The 13,578-nt window shown below is 71.8% G+C and carries 14 protein-coding genes; 7 read left to right on the plus strand and 7 right to left on the minus strand.

Annotated elements, in window-relative coordinates:
* The first annotated feature begins 45 nt into the window (after nucleotides 1-45).
* Nucleotides 46-477, plus strand: coding sequence for a GNAT family N-acetyltransferase (locus E2B92_RS15910; protein ID WP_126886247.1), 432 nt, complete (start codon nucleotides 46-48; stop codon nucleotides 475-477).
* A 72-nt stretch (nucleotides 478-549) separates the two neighbouring features.
* Complete coding sequence (locus E2B92_RS15915) at nucleotides 550-1,740, plus strand: S8 family peptidase (RefSeq protein WP_126886249.1); 1,191 nt, start codon at nucleotides 550-552, stop codon at nucleotides 1,738-1,740.
* Here E2B92_RS15915 and E2B92_RS15920 read toward each other — a convergent pair.
* The 6 genes from E2B92_RS15920 to iolC form a co-directional block, all read right to left on the minus strand.
* Nucleotides 1,737-2,345 carry a DUF4291 domain-containing protein gene (locus tag E2B92_RS15920; protein ID WP_126886250.1) on the minus strand — a complete coding sequence of 203 codons (609 nt, stop codon included), beginning with the start codon at nucleotides 2,343-2,345 and terminating at the stop codon, nucleotides 1,737-1,739. The two genes, E2B92_RS15915 and E2B92_RS15920, sit on opposite strands and share 4 nt — an antisense overlap.
* A 64-nt stretch (nucleotides 2,346-2,409) precedes the next feature.
* Nucleotides 2,410-3,912: a CoA-acylating methylmalonate-semialdehyde dehydrogenase gene (gene mmsA / locus E2B92_RS15925; protein WP_126886252.1), complete on the minus strand. Its 1,503-nt coding sequence runs from the start codon at nucleotides 3,910-3,912 to the stop codon at nucleotides 2,410-2,412.
* Nucleotides 3,913-3,926: 14 nt separating this feature from the next.
* Nucleotides 3,927-5,801: a 3D-(3,5/4)-trihydroxycyclohexane-1,2-dione acylhydrolase (decyclizing) gene (gene iolD, locus E2B92_RS15930; protein ID WP_126886254.1), complete on the minus strand. Its 1,875-nt coding sequence runs from the start codon at nucleotides 5,799-5,801 to the stop codon at nucleotides 3,927-3,929.
* On the minus strand, nucleotides 5,798-6,613 hold the full coding sequence (iolB, locus tag E2B92_RS15935; protein ID WP_126886256.1) for a 5-deoxy-glucuronate isomerase: 816 nt from the start codon (nucleotides 6,611-6,613) through the stop codon (nucleotides 5,798-5,800). Before iolB ends, iolD begins: the two co-directional genes overlap by 4 nt.
* Nucleotides 6,614-6,642: 29 nt before the next feature.
* On the minus strand, nucleotides 6,643-7,527 hold the full coding sequence (locus E2B92_RS15940) for a Cgl0159 family (beta/alpha)8-fold protein (RefSeq protein WP_126886258.1): 885 nt from the start codon (nucleotides 7,525-7,527) through the stop codon (nucleotides 6,643-6,645).
* Complete coding sequence (iolC, locus tag E2B92_RS15945; protein WP_126886260.1) at nucleotides 7,524-8,483, minus strand: 5-dehydro-2-deoxygluconokinase; 960 nt, start codon at nucleotides 8,481-8,483, stop codon at nucleotides 7,524-7,526. Before iolC ends, E2B92_RS15940 begins: the two co-directional genes overlap by 4 nt.
* A gap of 125 nt (nucleotides 8,484-8,608) precedes the next feature.
* Between iolC and E2B92_RS15950 the strand changes: the two genes are divergently transcribed.
* The 5 genes from E2B92_RS15950 (at nucleotide 8,609) to E2B92_RS15970 (ending at nucleotide 11,624) form a co-directional block, all read left to right on the plus strand.
* The gene (locus tag E2B92_RS15950; RefSeq protein WP_185923625.1) at nucleotides 8,609-9,523 is read left to right on the plus strand and encodes a sugar phosphate isomerase/epimerase family protein; all 915 of its coding nucleotides are present in this window, start codon (nucleotides 8,609-8,611) and stop codon (nucleotides 9,521-9,523) included.
* 74 nt (nucleotides 9,524-9,597) lie between these two features.
* Entirely contained in the window at nucleotides 9,598-10,077 is a 480-nt protein-coding gene (locus E2B92_RS15955; RefSeq protein ID WP_126886263.1) for an allene oxide cyclase barrel-like domain-containing protein, read from the plus strand.
* Nucleotides 10,078-10,304: 227 nt separating this feature from the next.
* Nucleotides 10,305-10,502 (plus strand): helix-turn-helix transcriptional regulator, encoded by a 198-nt coding sequence (locus tag E2B92_RS15960; protein WP_126886273.1) that lies wholly within the window; start codon nucleotides 10,305-10,307, stop codon nucleotides 10,500-10,502.
* Nucleotides 10,503-10,604: 102 nt separating this feature from the next.
* Nucleotides 10,605-11,216, plus strand: a complete 612-nt coding sequence (locus E2B92_RS15965; protein ID WP_126886265.1) for a GNAT family N-acetyltransferase — start codon at nucleotides 10,605-10,607, stop codon at nucleotides 11,214-11,216.
* A 96-nt stretch (nucleotides 11,217-11,312) separates the two neighbouring features.
* Nucleotides 11,313-11,624 carry a heavy-metal-associated domain-containing protein gene (locus tag E2B92_RS15970; protein WP_126886267.1) on the plus strand — a complete coding sequence of 104 codons (312 nt, stop codon included), beginning with the start codon at nucleotides 11,313-11,315 and terminating at the stop codon, nucleotides 11,622-11,624.
* 493 nt (nucleotides 11,625-12,117) lie between these two features.
* Here E2B92_RS15970 and E2B92_RS15975 read toward each other — a convergent pair whose 3' ends face one another.
* The gene (locus E2B92_RS15975) at nucleotides 12,118-13,407 is read right to left on the minus strand and encodes a citrate synthase (RefSeq protein ID WP_126886268.1); all 1,290 of its coding nucleotides are present in this window, start codon (nucleotides 13,405-13,407) and stop codon (nucleotides 12,118-12,120) included.
* Nucleotides 13,408-13,578 lie beyond the last annotated feature (171 nt).

Consider the following 13,578-nt stretch of genomic DNA (forward strand, 5'->3'; position numbering starts at 1 on the left):
CCGTCGCCGTACACCGGACGCGGTACACGGGAGGACACGAGGACCATGGAGATCCGCCGGGCGACGACCGTCGCCGAGCTCATCGCCGCCGAGCACCTCTATGACGGCCCGGCCCGCGCGGAGTGGGCCGGACGGTTCCTCGCGGCGCCCGGCCACCTGATGCTCATCGCGTACGTGGACGGCGTGCCGGCCGGGATGGTGTCGGGCGTGGAGATGCTGCACCCGGACAAGGGCACGGAGATGTGCCTGTACGAACTGTCCGTCGACGAGCGGTTCCGGCGGCGGGGCATCGGCCGGGCGCTGACCGAGGCGCTGGCCGTCGTCGCCCGTGGGCGTGGCTGTTACGACATGTGGGTCGGGGTGGACACCGACAACGGTCCGGCATTGGCGACGTATCGCTCGGCCGGTGCCGGTGACGATGGAGAATTCGCCATGCTGACGTGGGAATTCGGCGACGAAGTGGGGAAGAGCGACTAGCAGCCTTGTGCGGTACATGACCAGCCGAGACGCTGTGGGGCCGTCCGGACAGAAAGGTCAGGTGCCCCCGAGATGAGAGCCCCGTCCCGCAGGCCCCGCCGCCTCATCGGCGCACTGATACCCGCCCTCGCCCTCGCGGCCGGTGTCCCGTTCGCCGTCTCCCCCACCGCGCACGCGGCACCGGCCGGCGACCTCCGGCTCGCCCCCGCCGAGACCGCCGTCCCCCAGAGCTGGATCGTCGTCCTCAAGGACGGCTCCACGCGCGCCGCCGACCTCGGCGTCACCCCCCGCCACACCTACCGCAGCGTGCTCGACGGGTTCTCCACGACCATGTCGACGGCGAAGGCCACCGCCCTCGCGGCCGACCCGAGGGTGGCCTACGTCGAGCAGAACCGGACGGTCCGCCTCAACGCCACCCAGACGAACGCCACCTGGGGCCTGGACCGGATCGACCAGCGCGACCTGCCGCTGTCGACGACGTACACGTACACCACCACCGCGCCGAACGTGAACGCCTACATCATCGACACCGGCATCCGCACCTCGCACAGCGAGTTCGGCGGCCGGGCGGTGGTCGGGACCGACACCGTCGGCGGCGGGCAGAACGGGCAGGACTGCCAGGGCCACGGCACGCACGTCGCCGGCACGGTCGGCGGGAAGACCTACGGCGTGGCGAAGGCCGCCAGGCTGGTCGCCGTCCGCGTCCTGGACTGCAACGGCTCCGGCACGACGGCCGGCGTGATCGCGGGCGTGGACTGGGTGACGGCGAACGCCGTGAAGCCGGCGGTCGCCAACATGAGCCTGGGCGGCGGGGTGAGCACCTCGCTGGACGGCGCCGTCAAGCGGTCGATCGCCTCGGGCGTCTCGTACACCGTCGCGGCCGGCAACGGCAACATCCTGGGCCTGCCGGAGAACGCCTGCAACACCTCCCCCGCCCGCGTTCCCGAGGCGATCACGGTGGGCGCGACGGACAGCGCGGACCGGCGCGCCTCGTTCTCCAACTACGGCAGTTGCGTGGACCTCTTCGCCCCCGGCGTGAAGGTCACCTCGGCCTGGCGCACCGGTGACACGGCGACGAGCACGCTCTCGGGAACGTCGATGGCGGCACCCCACACGGCGGGCGTGGCGGCCCTGTACCTGTCGAAGTACCCCACCGCGTCCCCGGCCCAGGTGAGCGCCGCTCTGGTGAACAACGCCACGGGCGGCAAGGTCCAGAACGCCCTCACGGGCTCCCCGAACAAGCTGCTGCACTCGCTGTTCTAGGACCCCTGCGGCACGAGGTGCCCGAGGAGCTCCGCACCCGCCGGGTACGGGCGCTCCTCGGGCATCAGCCGTTCCGCCGCCGCCAGGTCCCCCTCGCGCACCAGGGCGTGCATCTCCCGGGCCAGCGGCGTCACGTCCCGTATGGACACGGTCCACTCGTCGGCGTACCGCGCGGACGCCTCGCCCGAGAGCCCGAGCTGGAGCGAGCGGTACGGCAGCGGCGCGAGGCGCAGGTCCCGCTCGGGGTCCCACTGGACGCGGGCGGGCGACCGGCGCAACTGGCTTTTCCAGGCGGCCTGGTCGGGGTGGAGCCCGTTCTTGTAGTGCGACAGGCAGGCGTGGCGCAGCGCCCACTCGAAGCCCTCGCGGGTGATCTCGACGGCGAGGACCGTCTCCTGGTCCTGCTTCGTCGCCCAGCCGCAGCGGTACATCATCCACAGGAAGCTGGGCTTGATCCACGTCATCCGCTCGCGCTTCCAGGTCGCCGGGAAACGGCCGGTGCGGGCGGCCGGGCCGCCGATGCCGGGGGCGTACGCCTGGTAGACGGTCACCGTGTCGTCGGTGTGCAGGGCGCGGACGCGGTACGTCGGTTCGTTGTCGTTCATCCCGGCAAAGGATCGACGGCCGGCCCCGGTGGGGGCCAGCCGTTTTCTCCCGGCCGGGCGGGCGTCAGTGGTTGCGCGGGAAGCCCAGGTCCACGCCCGCCGGGGCCTCGGACGGGTCCGGCCAGCGGGTGGTGACGACCTTGCCGCGTGTGTAGAAGTGCACGCCGTCGTTGCCGTAGATGTGGTGGTCGCCGAAGAGGGAGTCCTTCCAGCCGCCGAAGGAGTGGTAGCCGACGGGCACCGGGATCGGGACGTTCACGCCGACCATGCCGGCCTGGATCTCGAGCTGGAAGCGGCGGGCCGCGCCGCCGTCCCGGGTGAAGATGGCGGTGCCGTTGCCGAACGGCGAGTCGTTGATGAGCCGCACGCCCTCCTCGTAGGTGTCGGCGCGCAGCACGCACAGCACCGGGCCGAAGATCTCGTCGCGGTACGCGTCGGAGTCGGTGGACACCTTGTCGAGCAGCGACAGGCCGATCCAGTGGCCGTTCTCGTAGCCGTCGACGGTGTGGCCGGTGCCGTCGAGGACGACCTCCGCGCCCTGGGCGGCGGCGCCGGTGACGTAGGAGGCGACCTTGTCGCGGTGGGCGGCGGTGATCAGCGGGCCCATCTCGGACGCCGGGTCGTCGCCGGGGCCGATGATGATCTTCTCCGCGCGCTCGCGGATCTTCTGGACGAGCTCGTCGCCGATGGCGCCGACCGCGACGACGGCCGAGATCGCCATGCAGCGCTCGCCCGCCGAGCCGTACGCCGCCGAGACGGCCGCGTCGGCGGCCGCGTCCAGGTCGGCGTCGGGGAGGACCAGCATGTGGTTCTTGGCGCCGCCGAGGGCCTGGACGCGCTTGCCGTTGGCCGAGGCGGTGGTGTGGATGTACTTCGCGATCGGCGTGGAGCCGACGAAGGAGACGGCGGCGACGTCCGGGTGCTCCAGCAGGGCGTCGACCGCGACCTTGTCGCCGTGGACGACGTTGAGGACGCCGTCGGGCAGGCCCGCCTGGGAGGCCAGCTCGGCGAGCAGGTTGGCGGCGGAGGGGTCCTTCTCGCTGGGCTTGAGCACGAAGGTGTTGCCGCAGGCGATGGCCAGCGGGAACATCCACATCGGCACCATGGCCGGGAAGTTGAACGGCGTGATGCCGGCGACCACGCCGAGCGGCTGGCGGATCGCGGCGACGTCGACCCGGTTGGAGACCTGGGTGGACAGCTCGCCCTTGAGCTGGACGGTGATCCCGCAGGCCAGCTCGACGATCTCCAGGCCGCGGGCGACCTCGCCGAGGGCGTCGGAGTGGACCTTGCCGTGCTCGGCGGTGATCAGGGCGGCGAGCTCGTCGCGGTGGGCGTCGAGCAGGGCGCGGTACCGGAACAGCACGGCGGTGCGCTGGGCGAGCGAGGAGGTGCCCCACTCCGCGTAGGCCGCCTTGGCGGCGGCGACCGCGGCGCCGACCTCCTCGGCGGAGGCGAGGGCGACCCGGGTGGTGACGGCGCCGGTCGCGGGGTCGGTGACCGGCCCCCAGTTGCCCGACGCGCCTTCGACGGTCTTGCCACCGATCCAGTGGTTGACGGTCTTCGTCATGACGAAAAGCTCCTTCACAGATGGCGGCGTCGGGCTGCGACTTGCCGGTCGTACTCCTCGCGGGCCCTGACCGCCGCCGTGCGGGTCGCGGTCTCGGCCACGGGCACATCCCACCATGCCTCGGATGCGGGCGGGCCCGACACTGTGTCTGGCGTTTCGGTCTCGGTGTAGACACATGTGGGGACGGTCGCCGCACGGGCTTCGGCGAGGGCTTCTCGCAGGTCACGGACGGTGTGGGCGCGCAGGACGCGCATGCCGAGGCTGGCCGCGTTGGCGGCGAGGTCGACCGGCAGCGGGTCGCCGGTGTAGGTGCCGTCGGGGGCCCGGTGGCGGTAGGCGGTGCCGAACCGCTCGGCTCCCACGGAGGCGGAGAGGCCGCCGATGGAGGCGTAGCCGTGGTTCTGGAGGACGACGACCTTGATGGGGACGTTCTCCTGCACGGCGGTGACGATCTCGGTGGGATTCATCAGGTACGTACCGTCGCCGACGAGGGCCCAGACCGGGCGGCCGGGGGCGGCGAGGGCGGCGCCGATGGCGGCGGGGATCTCGTAGCCCATGCAGGAGTAGCCGTACTCGACGTGGTACTGGTCGTGGGAGCGGGGCCGCCAGAGCCCGTGCAGGTCCCCGGGGAGGGAGCCGGCGGCGTTGATCAGGATGTCGTCGCCGCCGACCAGGGTGTCGAGTGCGCCGAGGACCTGGGCCTGGGTGGGGCGGGCGTCGTCGCCGGCGGGGGTGAACGCGGAGGTGACGCGGGCCTCCCAGCGGGTCCGCTCCTCGTGGTACTCGATCTGGTAGTGGGCGGGGACGGTGTACCCCTGGAGGGCTTCGAAGAGGTGTTCCAGGCCCTCCCGGGCGTCGGCGACCAGCGGCAGGGCGGCCATCTTGTGGGCGTCGAAGCCGGTGATGTTGAGGTTGACGAAGCGGACGCCGGGGTGGGCGAAGAGCGTCGCGGACGCGGTGGTGAAGTCGGTGTAGCGGGTACCGACGCCGATGACCAGGTCGGCGGTGCGGGCGAGTCGGTTGGCGGTGGTGGTGCCGGTGTGGCCGATGCCGCCGACGTCGGCCGGGTGGTCGTGGCGCAGGGCGCCCTTGCCCGCCTGGGTGGAGGCGACGGGGATGCCGGTCGCGGCGGCGAGGGCGTGCAGGGCGGCCTCGGCGCGGCTGTGGTGGACGCCGCCGCCCGCGACGATCAGGGGCCGTTCGGCCGCCGTGACCGCCCGGACGGCGGCGTCCAGTTCGGCCGTGTCGGGCCGCGGGCGGCGCACCCGCCAGACGCGTTCGGCGAAGAACTCCTCCGGCCAGTCGTGGGCCTCGGCCTGCACGTCCTGCGGGAGCGCGAGCGTGACCGCGCCGGTCGTGGCGGGGTCGGTGAGCACCCGCATGGCGGCGAGCGCGGCGGGGACGAGCGCCTCGGGGCGGGTGATCCGGTCGAAGTACCGGGACACGGGGCGGAGGGTGTCGTTGACGGACACGTCCCCGGCGTGGGGCACCTCGAGCTGCTGGAGGACCGGGTCGGCGGGCCGGGTCGCGAAGGTGTCGCCGGGCAGCAGCAGCACGGGGAGGTGGTTGATGGTGGCCAGGGCGGCGCCGGTGACCAGGTTGGTGGCGCCGGGTCCGATGGAGGTGGTCACGGCGTGGGCGGACAGGCGGTTGGACTGCCGGGCGTAGCCCACGGCGGCGTGCACCATGGCCTGTTCGTTGCGGCCCTGGAGGAACGGCATGTCCGGGCCGTGCTCGACGAGGGCCTGGCCGATGCCGGCCACGTTGCCGTGGCCGAAGATGCCCCAGGTGGCGTTGATGAGGCGGTGGCGCTGCCCGTCGCGTTCGGTGTACTGGCGGGCCAGGAACGCGACGAGTGCCTGGGCGGTGGTGAGCCGTCGGGTGCTCATCGGTATCCCTCCGTGCGGTGGTCGGGGTGGAAGCGGATCTTCCACTCCCGTTCGTCGCCCGGCCCCGCCATGACGTTCAGGTAGTACATGGTGTGGCCGGGGGTGGCGATGGACGGGCCGTGCCAGCCGTCCGGTACGAGGACGGCGTCGCCGCTGCGGACCTCCGCAAGGACGTCGGCGCCGCCCGGGCGGGACGGGGACACGCGCTGGTAGCCCACTCCGCCGCCCTCGATCTCGAAGTAGTAGATCTCCTCCAGCTCCGCCTCCTCGCCCGGGAGGTGCTCGTCGTGCTTGTGGGGCGGGTAGGAGGACCAGTTGCCGCCGGGGGTGAGGACCTCCACGGCGATGAGCCGGTCGCAGTCGAAGGTGTCGGCGGCGGCGAAGTTGTGCACCTCGCGGGCGCAGACGCCGCTGCCGCGCGCCTCGACCGGTACCTCCGGCGCGGGGCCGTAGCGAGCGGGGAGTCGTCGCTCGCACCTCGCTCCTGCCAGGGCGAAGCGGCCTCCCGCGCCGGAGGCGATCTGGGCGTGGGCGTCACGCGGTAGGTACGCGAAGTCGGTGACGCCGCTGAACACGCTTTCCCGGCCGAGCAGTTCGAGGAACTCGCCGTCCACCTGCACCGTACAGCCGCCGGTGAGGGGAAGCACGACCCATTCACTGTCGCCGGTGGCGAAGGGGTGGGACGCGCCGGGAGGAAGCTCCAGGACGCGCAGCGCGCAGTGGGACCAGCCCGCCTCCCCGGGGTCGATCCGCAGGGCGTAGGGTCCCCGGGCGGTCCGGCCGCCCGGCAGGTGGAGCTGCTGTCCGGTCATGATCCCTCCGTACCCCTTTCCACAGGTCCTCAGAGCAGGCCGACGGCCGTGTCGACGGCGGCGGCGACATCGCCGTCCGCCGGATAGAGCAGGGAGCGGCCCGCCACCAGCCCCTGGACGGTGGGCAGCCGCAGGGCCGCCCGCCACCTCTCGTACGCCGTGTCCGGGTCCGGTCCCACGTCCCCGCCGAGGAGCACGGCGGGGAGGGTCGTGGTCTGCATGACCCGCGCCATGTCGTCGGGGTCGTCGGTGACGGGCACCTTGAGCCAGGTGTACGCGGAGGTCCCGGCGAGCCCGGAGGCGATGGCGAGCGAAGTGGTCACCGCGTCGGGGCTCAGGTCGTTGTGCACGCGGCCGTCCACCGGGTCGCGGCGGGAGAGGAACGGCTCGACGAAGACGGGGAGCCGCCGCGCGGCCATGGCGTCGATGGTGCGCGCGGCCGTGGTGAGGGTGGTGAGGGAGCCGGGGTCGGTGTGGTCGATGCGCAGCAGGAGCTTGCCGGCGTCGAAGCCCATGCGGGCCAGGTCCTCGGGGCGGTGGCCGGTGAACCGGTCGTCCAGCTCGAACGCGGCGCCCGCGAGACCGCCGCGGTTCATCGAGCCCATGACGACCTTGTCCTCCAGGGCGCCGAGGAGGAGCAGGTCGTCCAGGATGTCGGCGGTGGCGAGGACCCCGTCCACGCCGGGGCGGGAGAGCGCCAGGCAGAGCCGTTCCAGCAGGTCGAGGCGGTTCGCCATGGCGAGCGGCCGGTCCCCGACGGCGAGGGCGCCCCGGGCCGGGTGGTCGGCGGCCACGATCATCAGCCGGCCGGACGGGCCGAGCAGCGTCCGGCGCCCGCGGCGGGCGGCCGCCTCGGCGACGGCCTCCGGGTGCCGGGTGCGCACCGCGACGAGGTGCGCGAGGTCGACGGTCACGGCGTGCCGCCGGTCGTGAGCGTCCGTTCCACCTCGTCGGGGAACGGCATCGCGGAGGAGCAGGCGAGGCGGGAGGCGACGATGGCGCCGGCCGCGTTGGCGTACCGCACGGTCCGCTCCAGGTCCCAGCCGGCGAGCAGCCCGTGGCACAGGGCTCCCCCGAACGCGTCACCGGCGCCCAGGCCGTTGACGACCTCGACGGGGACGGGCGGCACGTCGGCGGTGTCGCCGTCGGCGGTCATGGCGAGGACGCCCTTGGGCCCCTGTTTGACCACGGCGAGGCGCACGCCCAGGGCGAGGAGGGCGCGGGCGGCGGCGTACGGCTCGCGCTCACCGGTGGCGATCTCGCACTCGTCGAGGTTCCCGACGGCGACGGTGGCGTGCCGGAGCGCGTCGCGGTAGTGGGGCCGGGCGGTGTCGGCGCCGGTCCAGAACATGGGGCGCCAGTCGAGGTCGAAGACGGTGGTGCCACGTTTCGCCCGGTGCGCGAGGGCGGCCAGCGTGGCGGTGCGGCTCGGCTCGGCGGACAGCCCGGTGCCGGTCATCCAGAAGACGCGGGCGGCGGCGAGGGCGGCCAGGTCCAGCTCGTGCTCGTGGATCTCCAAATCCGGGGCTTTGGGCTGGCGGTAGAAGTAGAGCGGGAAGTCGTCGGGCGGGAAGATCTCGCAGAACGTGAGAGGCGTCGGGTACGCCCCGGCCGGCGTCACCCACCGGTCGTCCACCCCGAAGGCGCGCAGCTCCTGGCGCAGGTAGTCGCCGAACGGGTCGGCGCCCGTGCGGGTGATCAGCGCGGCGCGGCGCCCGAGCCGGGCGGCGGCGACCGCCACGTTGGCGGCGGAGCCGCCGAGGAACTTGCCGAACGTCTCGACCCGGGCGAGCGGTACGCCGGTCTGGAGCGGGTAGAGGTCCACCCCGATGCGCCCCATGGTGATGAGGTCGTACGGATCGGTCGCCATCCATGTCCCCTTCGCGTCGGCACCGTGGTCAGGTCTAGTCCCCACCGGAAAGCCTGTCAACATTTTGTCCTGACATTCTGACCAACTCTTGACGGCCTGCTCGGCCCATGACCAAGCTGGCCCCCATGACGCCGCTGTCACCGCACCCGCTGTCCCGCATCCGGATCGGCTCCGCCCCCGACTCATGGGGCGTGTGGTTCCCCGACGACCCGCGGCAGGTCCCCTGGCGGCGCTTCCTCGACGAGGTGGCCGAGGCGGGGTACGAGTGGATCGAGCTGGGCCCGTACGGCTACCTCCCCACCGACCCGGCCCGGCTCACCGAGGAGACCGCCCGCCGCGGCCTGAAGGTCTCGGCGGGCACGGTGTTCACCGGGCTGCACCACGGCGAGGCCGTGTGGGAGAGGACCTGGGCGCACGTCGCGGAGAACGCGGGCCTCGCCCGCGCCATGGGCGCCGGCCACCTCGTCGTCATCCCGTCCTTCTGGCGCGACGACAGGACCGGAGAGGTCCTGGAGGACCGCGAGCTGACGGCCGCGCAGTGGCGCGACCTCGCCCGTCTGACCGAACGCCTCGGCGCCGAGGTGCGGGACCGCTTCGGACTGCGCGTCGTCGTCCACCCGCACGCCGACACCCACATCGACAGCGAGGCCAACGTCGCCCGCTTCCTCGACGCCACCGACCCGGACCTCGTCGCCCTCTGCCTGGACACCGGGCACTACGCCTACTGCGGCGGCGACAGCGTCCGGCTGATCGAGACCTACGGGGAACGCATCGGCTATCTGCACCTCAAGCAGGTCGACCCCGAGGTCCTCGCCCAGGTCGTCGCCGAGGGCACCCCGTTCGGCCCGGCCGTGGCACGCGGCGTCATGTGCGAACCTCCCGCCGGCGTCCCCGCCCTGGAGCCCGTCCTCGCGGCCGCCCAGGCCCTGGACGTCGACCTCTTCGCCATCGTCGAGCAGGACATGTACCCCTGCGCCCCGGACAAGCCCTTCCCCATCGCCGCCCGCACCCGCCGCTTCCTGCGCTCCTGCGGGGCCTGACCTCCAAGGCCTCACATTCCGCCCGCCCGTTCCGTCGTACTGGTGACGGAAACACAACGGGAGGAGCAGCAGCCATGGTCGCCATCAGCAGGAGGTTCACCGCCGCATCGCTCGCCGCGGTGGTCGCGGCCGGATGGTGGGCCGGCGGCAGCGCCGGCGCCGGCACCCCGGCGAAGGGACGCGTCGAGGTCCTCGAACTCAAGGTGCGCAACGAGCAGTACACGGCCGTCGACCACGGCCCGGCGGGGCCGAGCCTGGGCGACATGGACGTCTACTCCGGCACGGCCGTGAAGGACGGGCGCGAGGTCGGGCGCGGGGGCGGTTCCTGCCAGGTCATCCACGTGAAGGGCGAGGACGTCACGTCGCAGTGCGTGATCACCATGGAGGTGGAGCAGGGGTCCCTGACGCTCCAGTCGCTGTGGACGAAGGGCGCGCCCTCCCTCGACATGGCCGTCACCGGCGGCACGGGCGCCTACCGCAACGCGCGGGGCATCGCCCGCTTCTGGGACATCGCGACGCCGGACGAGAGGGCGCGGCTCGAGATCCAGCGCTGAGAACGCGGGGCCGCACCGGGCTCCCGTGTCACAGCCGTCCCCGCCGTGTCACACATGTCTCCGTTACGCGGGCCTTCCGTCACAGCCGTCCCACAGGCCCTTCCCGGCCCTCACCCCGTGTCGTTCAACGGGCACAGGCCCAGTGATCGCCGGCGCGTGCGCCGCGGCTCCCCCTGACGGTCCTCCCGGACCGCCGCCGTGGCGCGCGCAGGGAGGTGTTGCCCATGATGACGGACACAAGACTCTGGTCGTACAAGGAGATCGCCGCGCACATCCGGGTGCAGCCGGACACGGTCCGGTCGTACCGCAAGCACGGCCTGCTGCCGAAGCCCGACCACGTCGAGGGCGGGAAGCCCTACTGGTACCCGGACACCATCCGCGTCTGGGTGGCCAACCGGCCAGGGAACCGCGGCCGGGCGGACTGAGGCCCCGGCACCGCCGGGCACACCGGCCCCGTACACCGTCGGGTACGGGGCCGGACGCGTAAATTCGTTGCCCGTCCACCGGGGTCCGCCGAAGATCGCCGGATGAGCGACTTCTCCGTCAAACCCACCCTCACCGGGGACACCGTGCTGCTGCGGCCGGTCACCGAGGAGGACGCCTCCGCGTTCGCGGACATCCTCGGCGACCCGGAGGTGGTGACGTTCACCGGCATCCCCGCCGACGAACCGCCCCTCTCCCTGGACCACCTGCGTTCCTGGTACGGCTCCCGGGGCGAACAGCCGGACCGGCTCGACCTGGCCCTGATCGACCGGGCCTCCGGGGAACTGGTGGGCGAGCTGGTCTTCAACGAGTGGGACGAGCCCAACCGCCGCTGCAACTTCCGCACCCTGGTCGGCCCCCGGGGCCGGGGCCGGGGACTGGGGACCGAGGCGATCCGCCTGTTCCTCGGGTACGGCTTCGAGCGGCTCGGCCTGAACCGGGTCTCCCTCGGCGTCTTCGCCTTCAATCCGCGGGCAATACGGGTCTACGAGAAGGTCGGCTTCGTGCGGGAGGGCGTGGAGCGGGAGGCCCTGCTGCACGAGGGAGCGTGGATCGACTCGCTGACCATGTCCGTCCTGGCCCGCGAGTGGGCCGTGCACCATGGACGTCCACAGACCGTTCCGTTCGGCCACGCCAGTGGCGTTGATACCCCCTAGGGGTATACAGTCGGGTACGCCGGGACGCCACGCCCCGCCCGAGGGACGCCGGGCGCCCCTGCGGCACCACGACCGACGACCGCAAGGGAGAACACCATGACCGCCGAGACGAGGACCGAGCTTCCCCAGGCCACCGGCTCCTGCTGCTCGCCCACCGGCTCCTGCCACGACGGCGCGGCGGATGTCGCGACCGGCGGCATCACCACGGTGTACACGGTCAAGGGCATGACCTGCGGCCACTGCGAGGGAGCCGTGACCGAGGAGGTCTCGGCCATCGCCGGTGTCACCTCCGTCACGGCGGTCGCCGCCACCGGGCTGGTCACCGTCGTCTCCGAGGCCGAGCTGGACGAGGACGAGGTCCGCGCGGCGGTCGACGAGGCGGGCTACGAGCTCACCGGCCGCGCCTGAGCGGACCAGGACCACACCCGGCTGGGCCGGGTCACCCCGTGATGACGGGGTGACCCGGCCCAGCCGTGTCCTTTCCGCCCGCTATGGCGGTGACTGTCCGTCCCGGGTCTCGTCGCTGCGCGTGATTTCACCTTCACGTGACTCACAGGACCTTCACAAAGAGACCTAGATCACAGATATTTGGGGGTAACCATTTGGACGGCTCGCGAGTCTAAATGGGCGATGCCACGAACGTCTTGGGGGACGTTCATGGGATGTCTTGGGGGACGTCCCAGGCAAGCGTTGGCCGGGGCACGTGCACCGGGGAGCTTTGAGCGGCCCTCCCGTACGTACGTACCCCGGCAGATCGCACGCGAGCTTCTGCTGCGACCCGGCAGACGCCCGGACCCGGATCCCGTGGGGGGAATCCGTTCCGGGGAAATGGGAAGCGCCCCGCTCGCCGACCCGTGGGGGGATCGGCGGCGGGGCGCTTCTCGCTTGTCGCGGGAGGGCGTCAGCGGCTCTCGACCGGGACGAAGTCGCGCAGGACCTCGCCCGTGTAGATCTGGCGCGGGCGGCCGATGCGGGAACCGGGCTCCTTGATCATCTCGTGCCACTGGGCGATCCAGCCCGGCAGCCGGCCCAGGGCGAAGAGCACCGTGAACATCTCGGTCGGGAAGCCCATGGCCCGGTAGATCAGACCGGTGTAGAAGTCGACGTTCGGGTAGAGGTTGCGCGAGACGAAGTAGTCGTCGGCGAGCGCGTGCTCCTCCAGCTTCAGCGCGATGTCCAGCAGCTCGTCGGACTTGCCGAGCGCCGAGAGGACGTCGTGCGCAGCCGCCTTGATGATCTTCGCCCGGGGGTCGAAGTTCTTGTAGACGCGGTGGCCGAAGCCCATCAGGCGGACGCCGTCCTCCTTGTTCTTCACCTTGCGGATGAAGGAGTCGACGTCGCCACCGGTGGCCTGGATGCCCTGGAGCATCTCCAGCACCGACTGGTTGGCGCCACCGTGCAGGGGGCCCCACAGGGCCGAGATGCCGGCGGAGATCGAGGCGAACATGTTCGCCTGCGAGGAGCCGACCAGGCGCACGGTCGAGGTGGAGCAGTTCTGCTCGTGGTCGGCGTGCAGGATCAGCAGCTTGTCGAGCGCGGAGACCACGACCGGGTCCAGCTCGTACTCCTGGGCCGGGACCGAGAAGGTCATGCGCAGGAAGTTCTCGACGTAGGAGAGGTCGTTGCGCGGGTAGACGAACGGGTGACCGATCGACTTCTTGTAGGCGTACGCCGCGATCGTCGGCAGCTTGGCCAGCAGCCGGATCGTCGAGAGGTGGCGCTGCTTCTCGTCGAACGGGTTGTGGCTGTCCTGGTAGAACGTGGACAGCGCGCTGACGACCGAGGACAGCATCGCCATCGGGTGGGCGTCGCGCGGGAACCCGTCGAAGAAGCGCTTGACGTCCTCGTGCAGCAGGGTGTGCTGCGTGATCTCGTTCCGGAAGGCCGCCAGCTCGTCGACCTTGGGAAGCTCACCGTTGATCAGCAGGTAGGCCACCTCGAGGAAGGTGGAGCGCTCGGCGAGCTGCTCGATGGGGTAGCCGCGGTACCGCAGGATGCCCTGCTCGCCGTCCAGGTAGGTGATCGCGGATTTGTAGGCGGCGGTGTTGCCGTATCCACTGTCCAGGGTCACCAGACCGGTCTGGGCTCGGAGCTTCCCGATGTCGAAGCCCTTGTCACCGACGGTGCTCTCGACCACCGGGTAGGTGTATTCACCGTCCGCGTACCGCAGTACTACAGAGTTGTCGCTCACGTCATCCCTCACCGACGTAGTGCCTCTTCTTCGAGGTGCCCTGACTGTCTCTACCATCCCCCACTTGGCCCAGCAGAGTGCACTCGGGGTCGACCATTCGGCCAATTGGCGGCACTCAGTGCCGTCAACCTGCTCATCCTGCCCCCTTCGCCCCGGTTGCGAAAGTCCGGA

The organism is Streptomyces sp. WAC05374 (assembly GCF_004353505.1).
Taxonomy (GTDB): domain Bacteria; phylum Actinomycetota; class Actinomycetes; order Streptomycetales; family Streptomycetaceae; genus Streptomyces.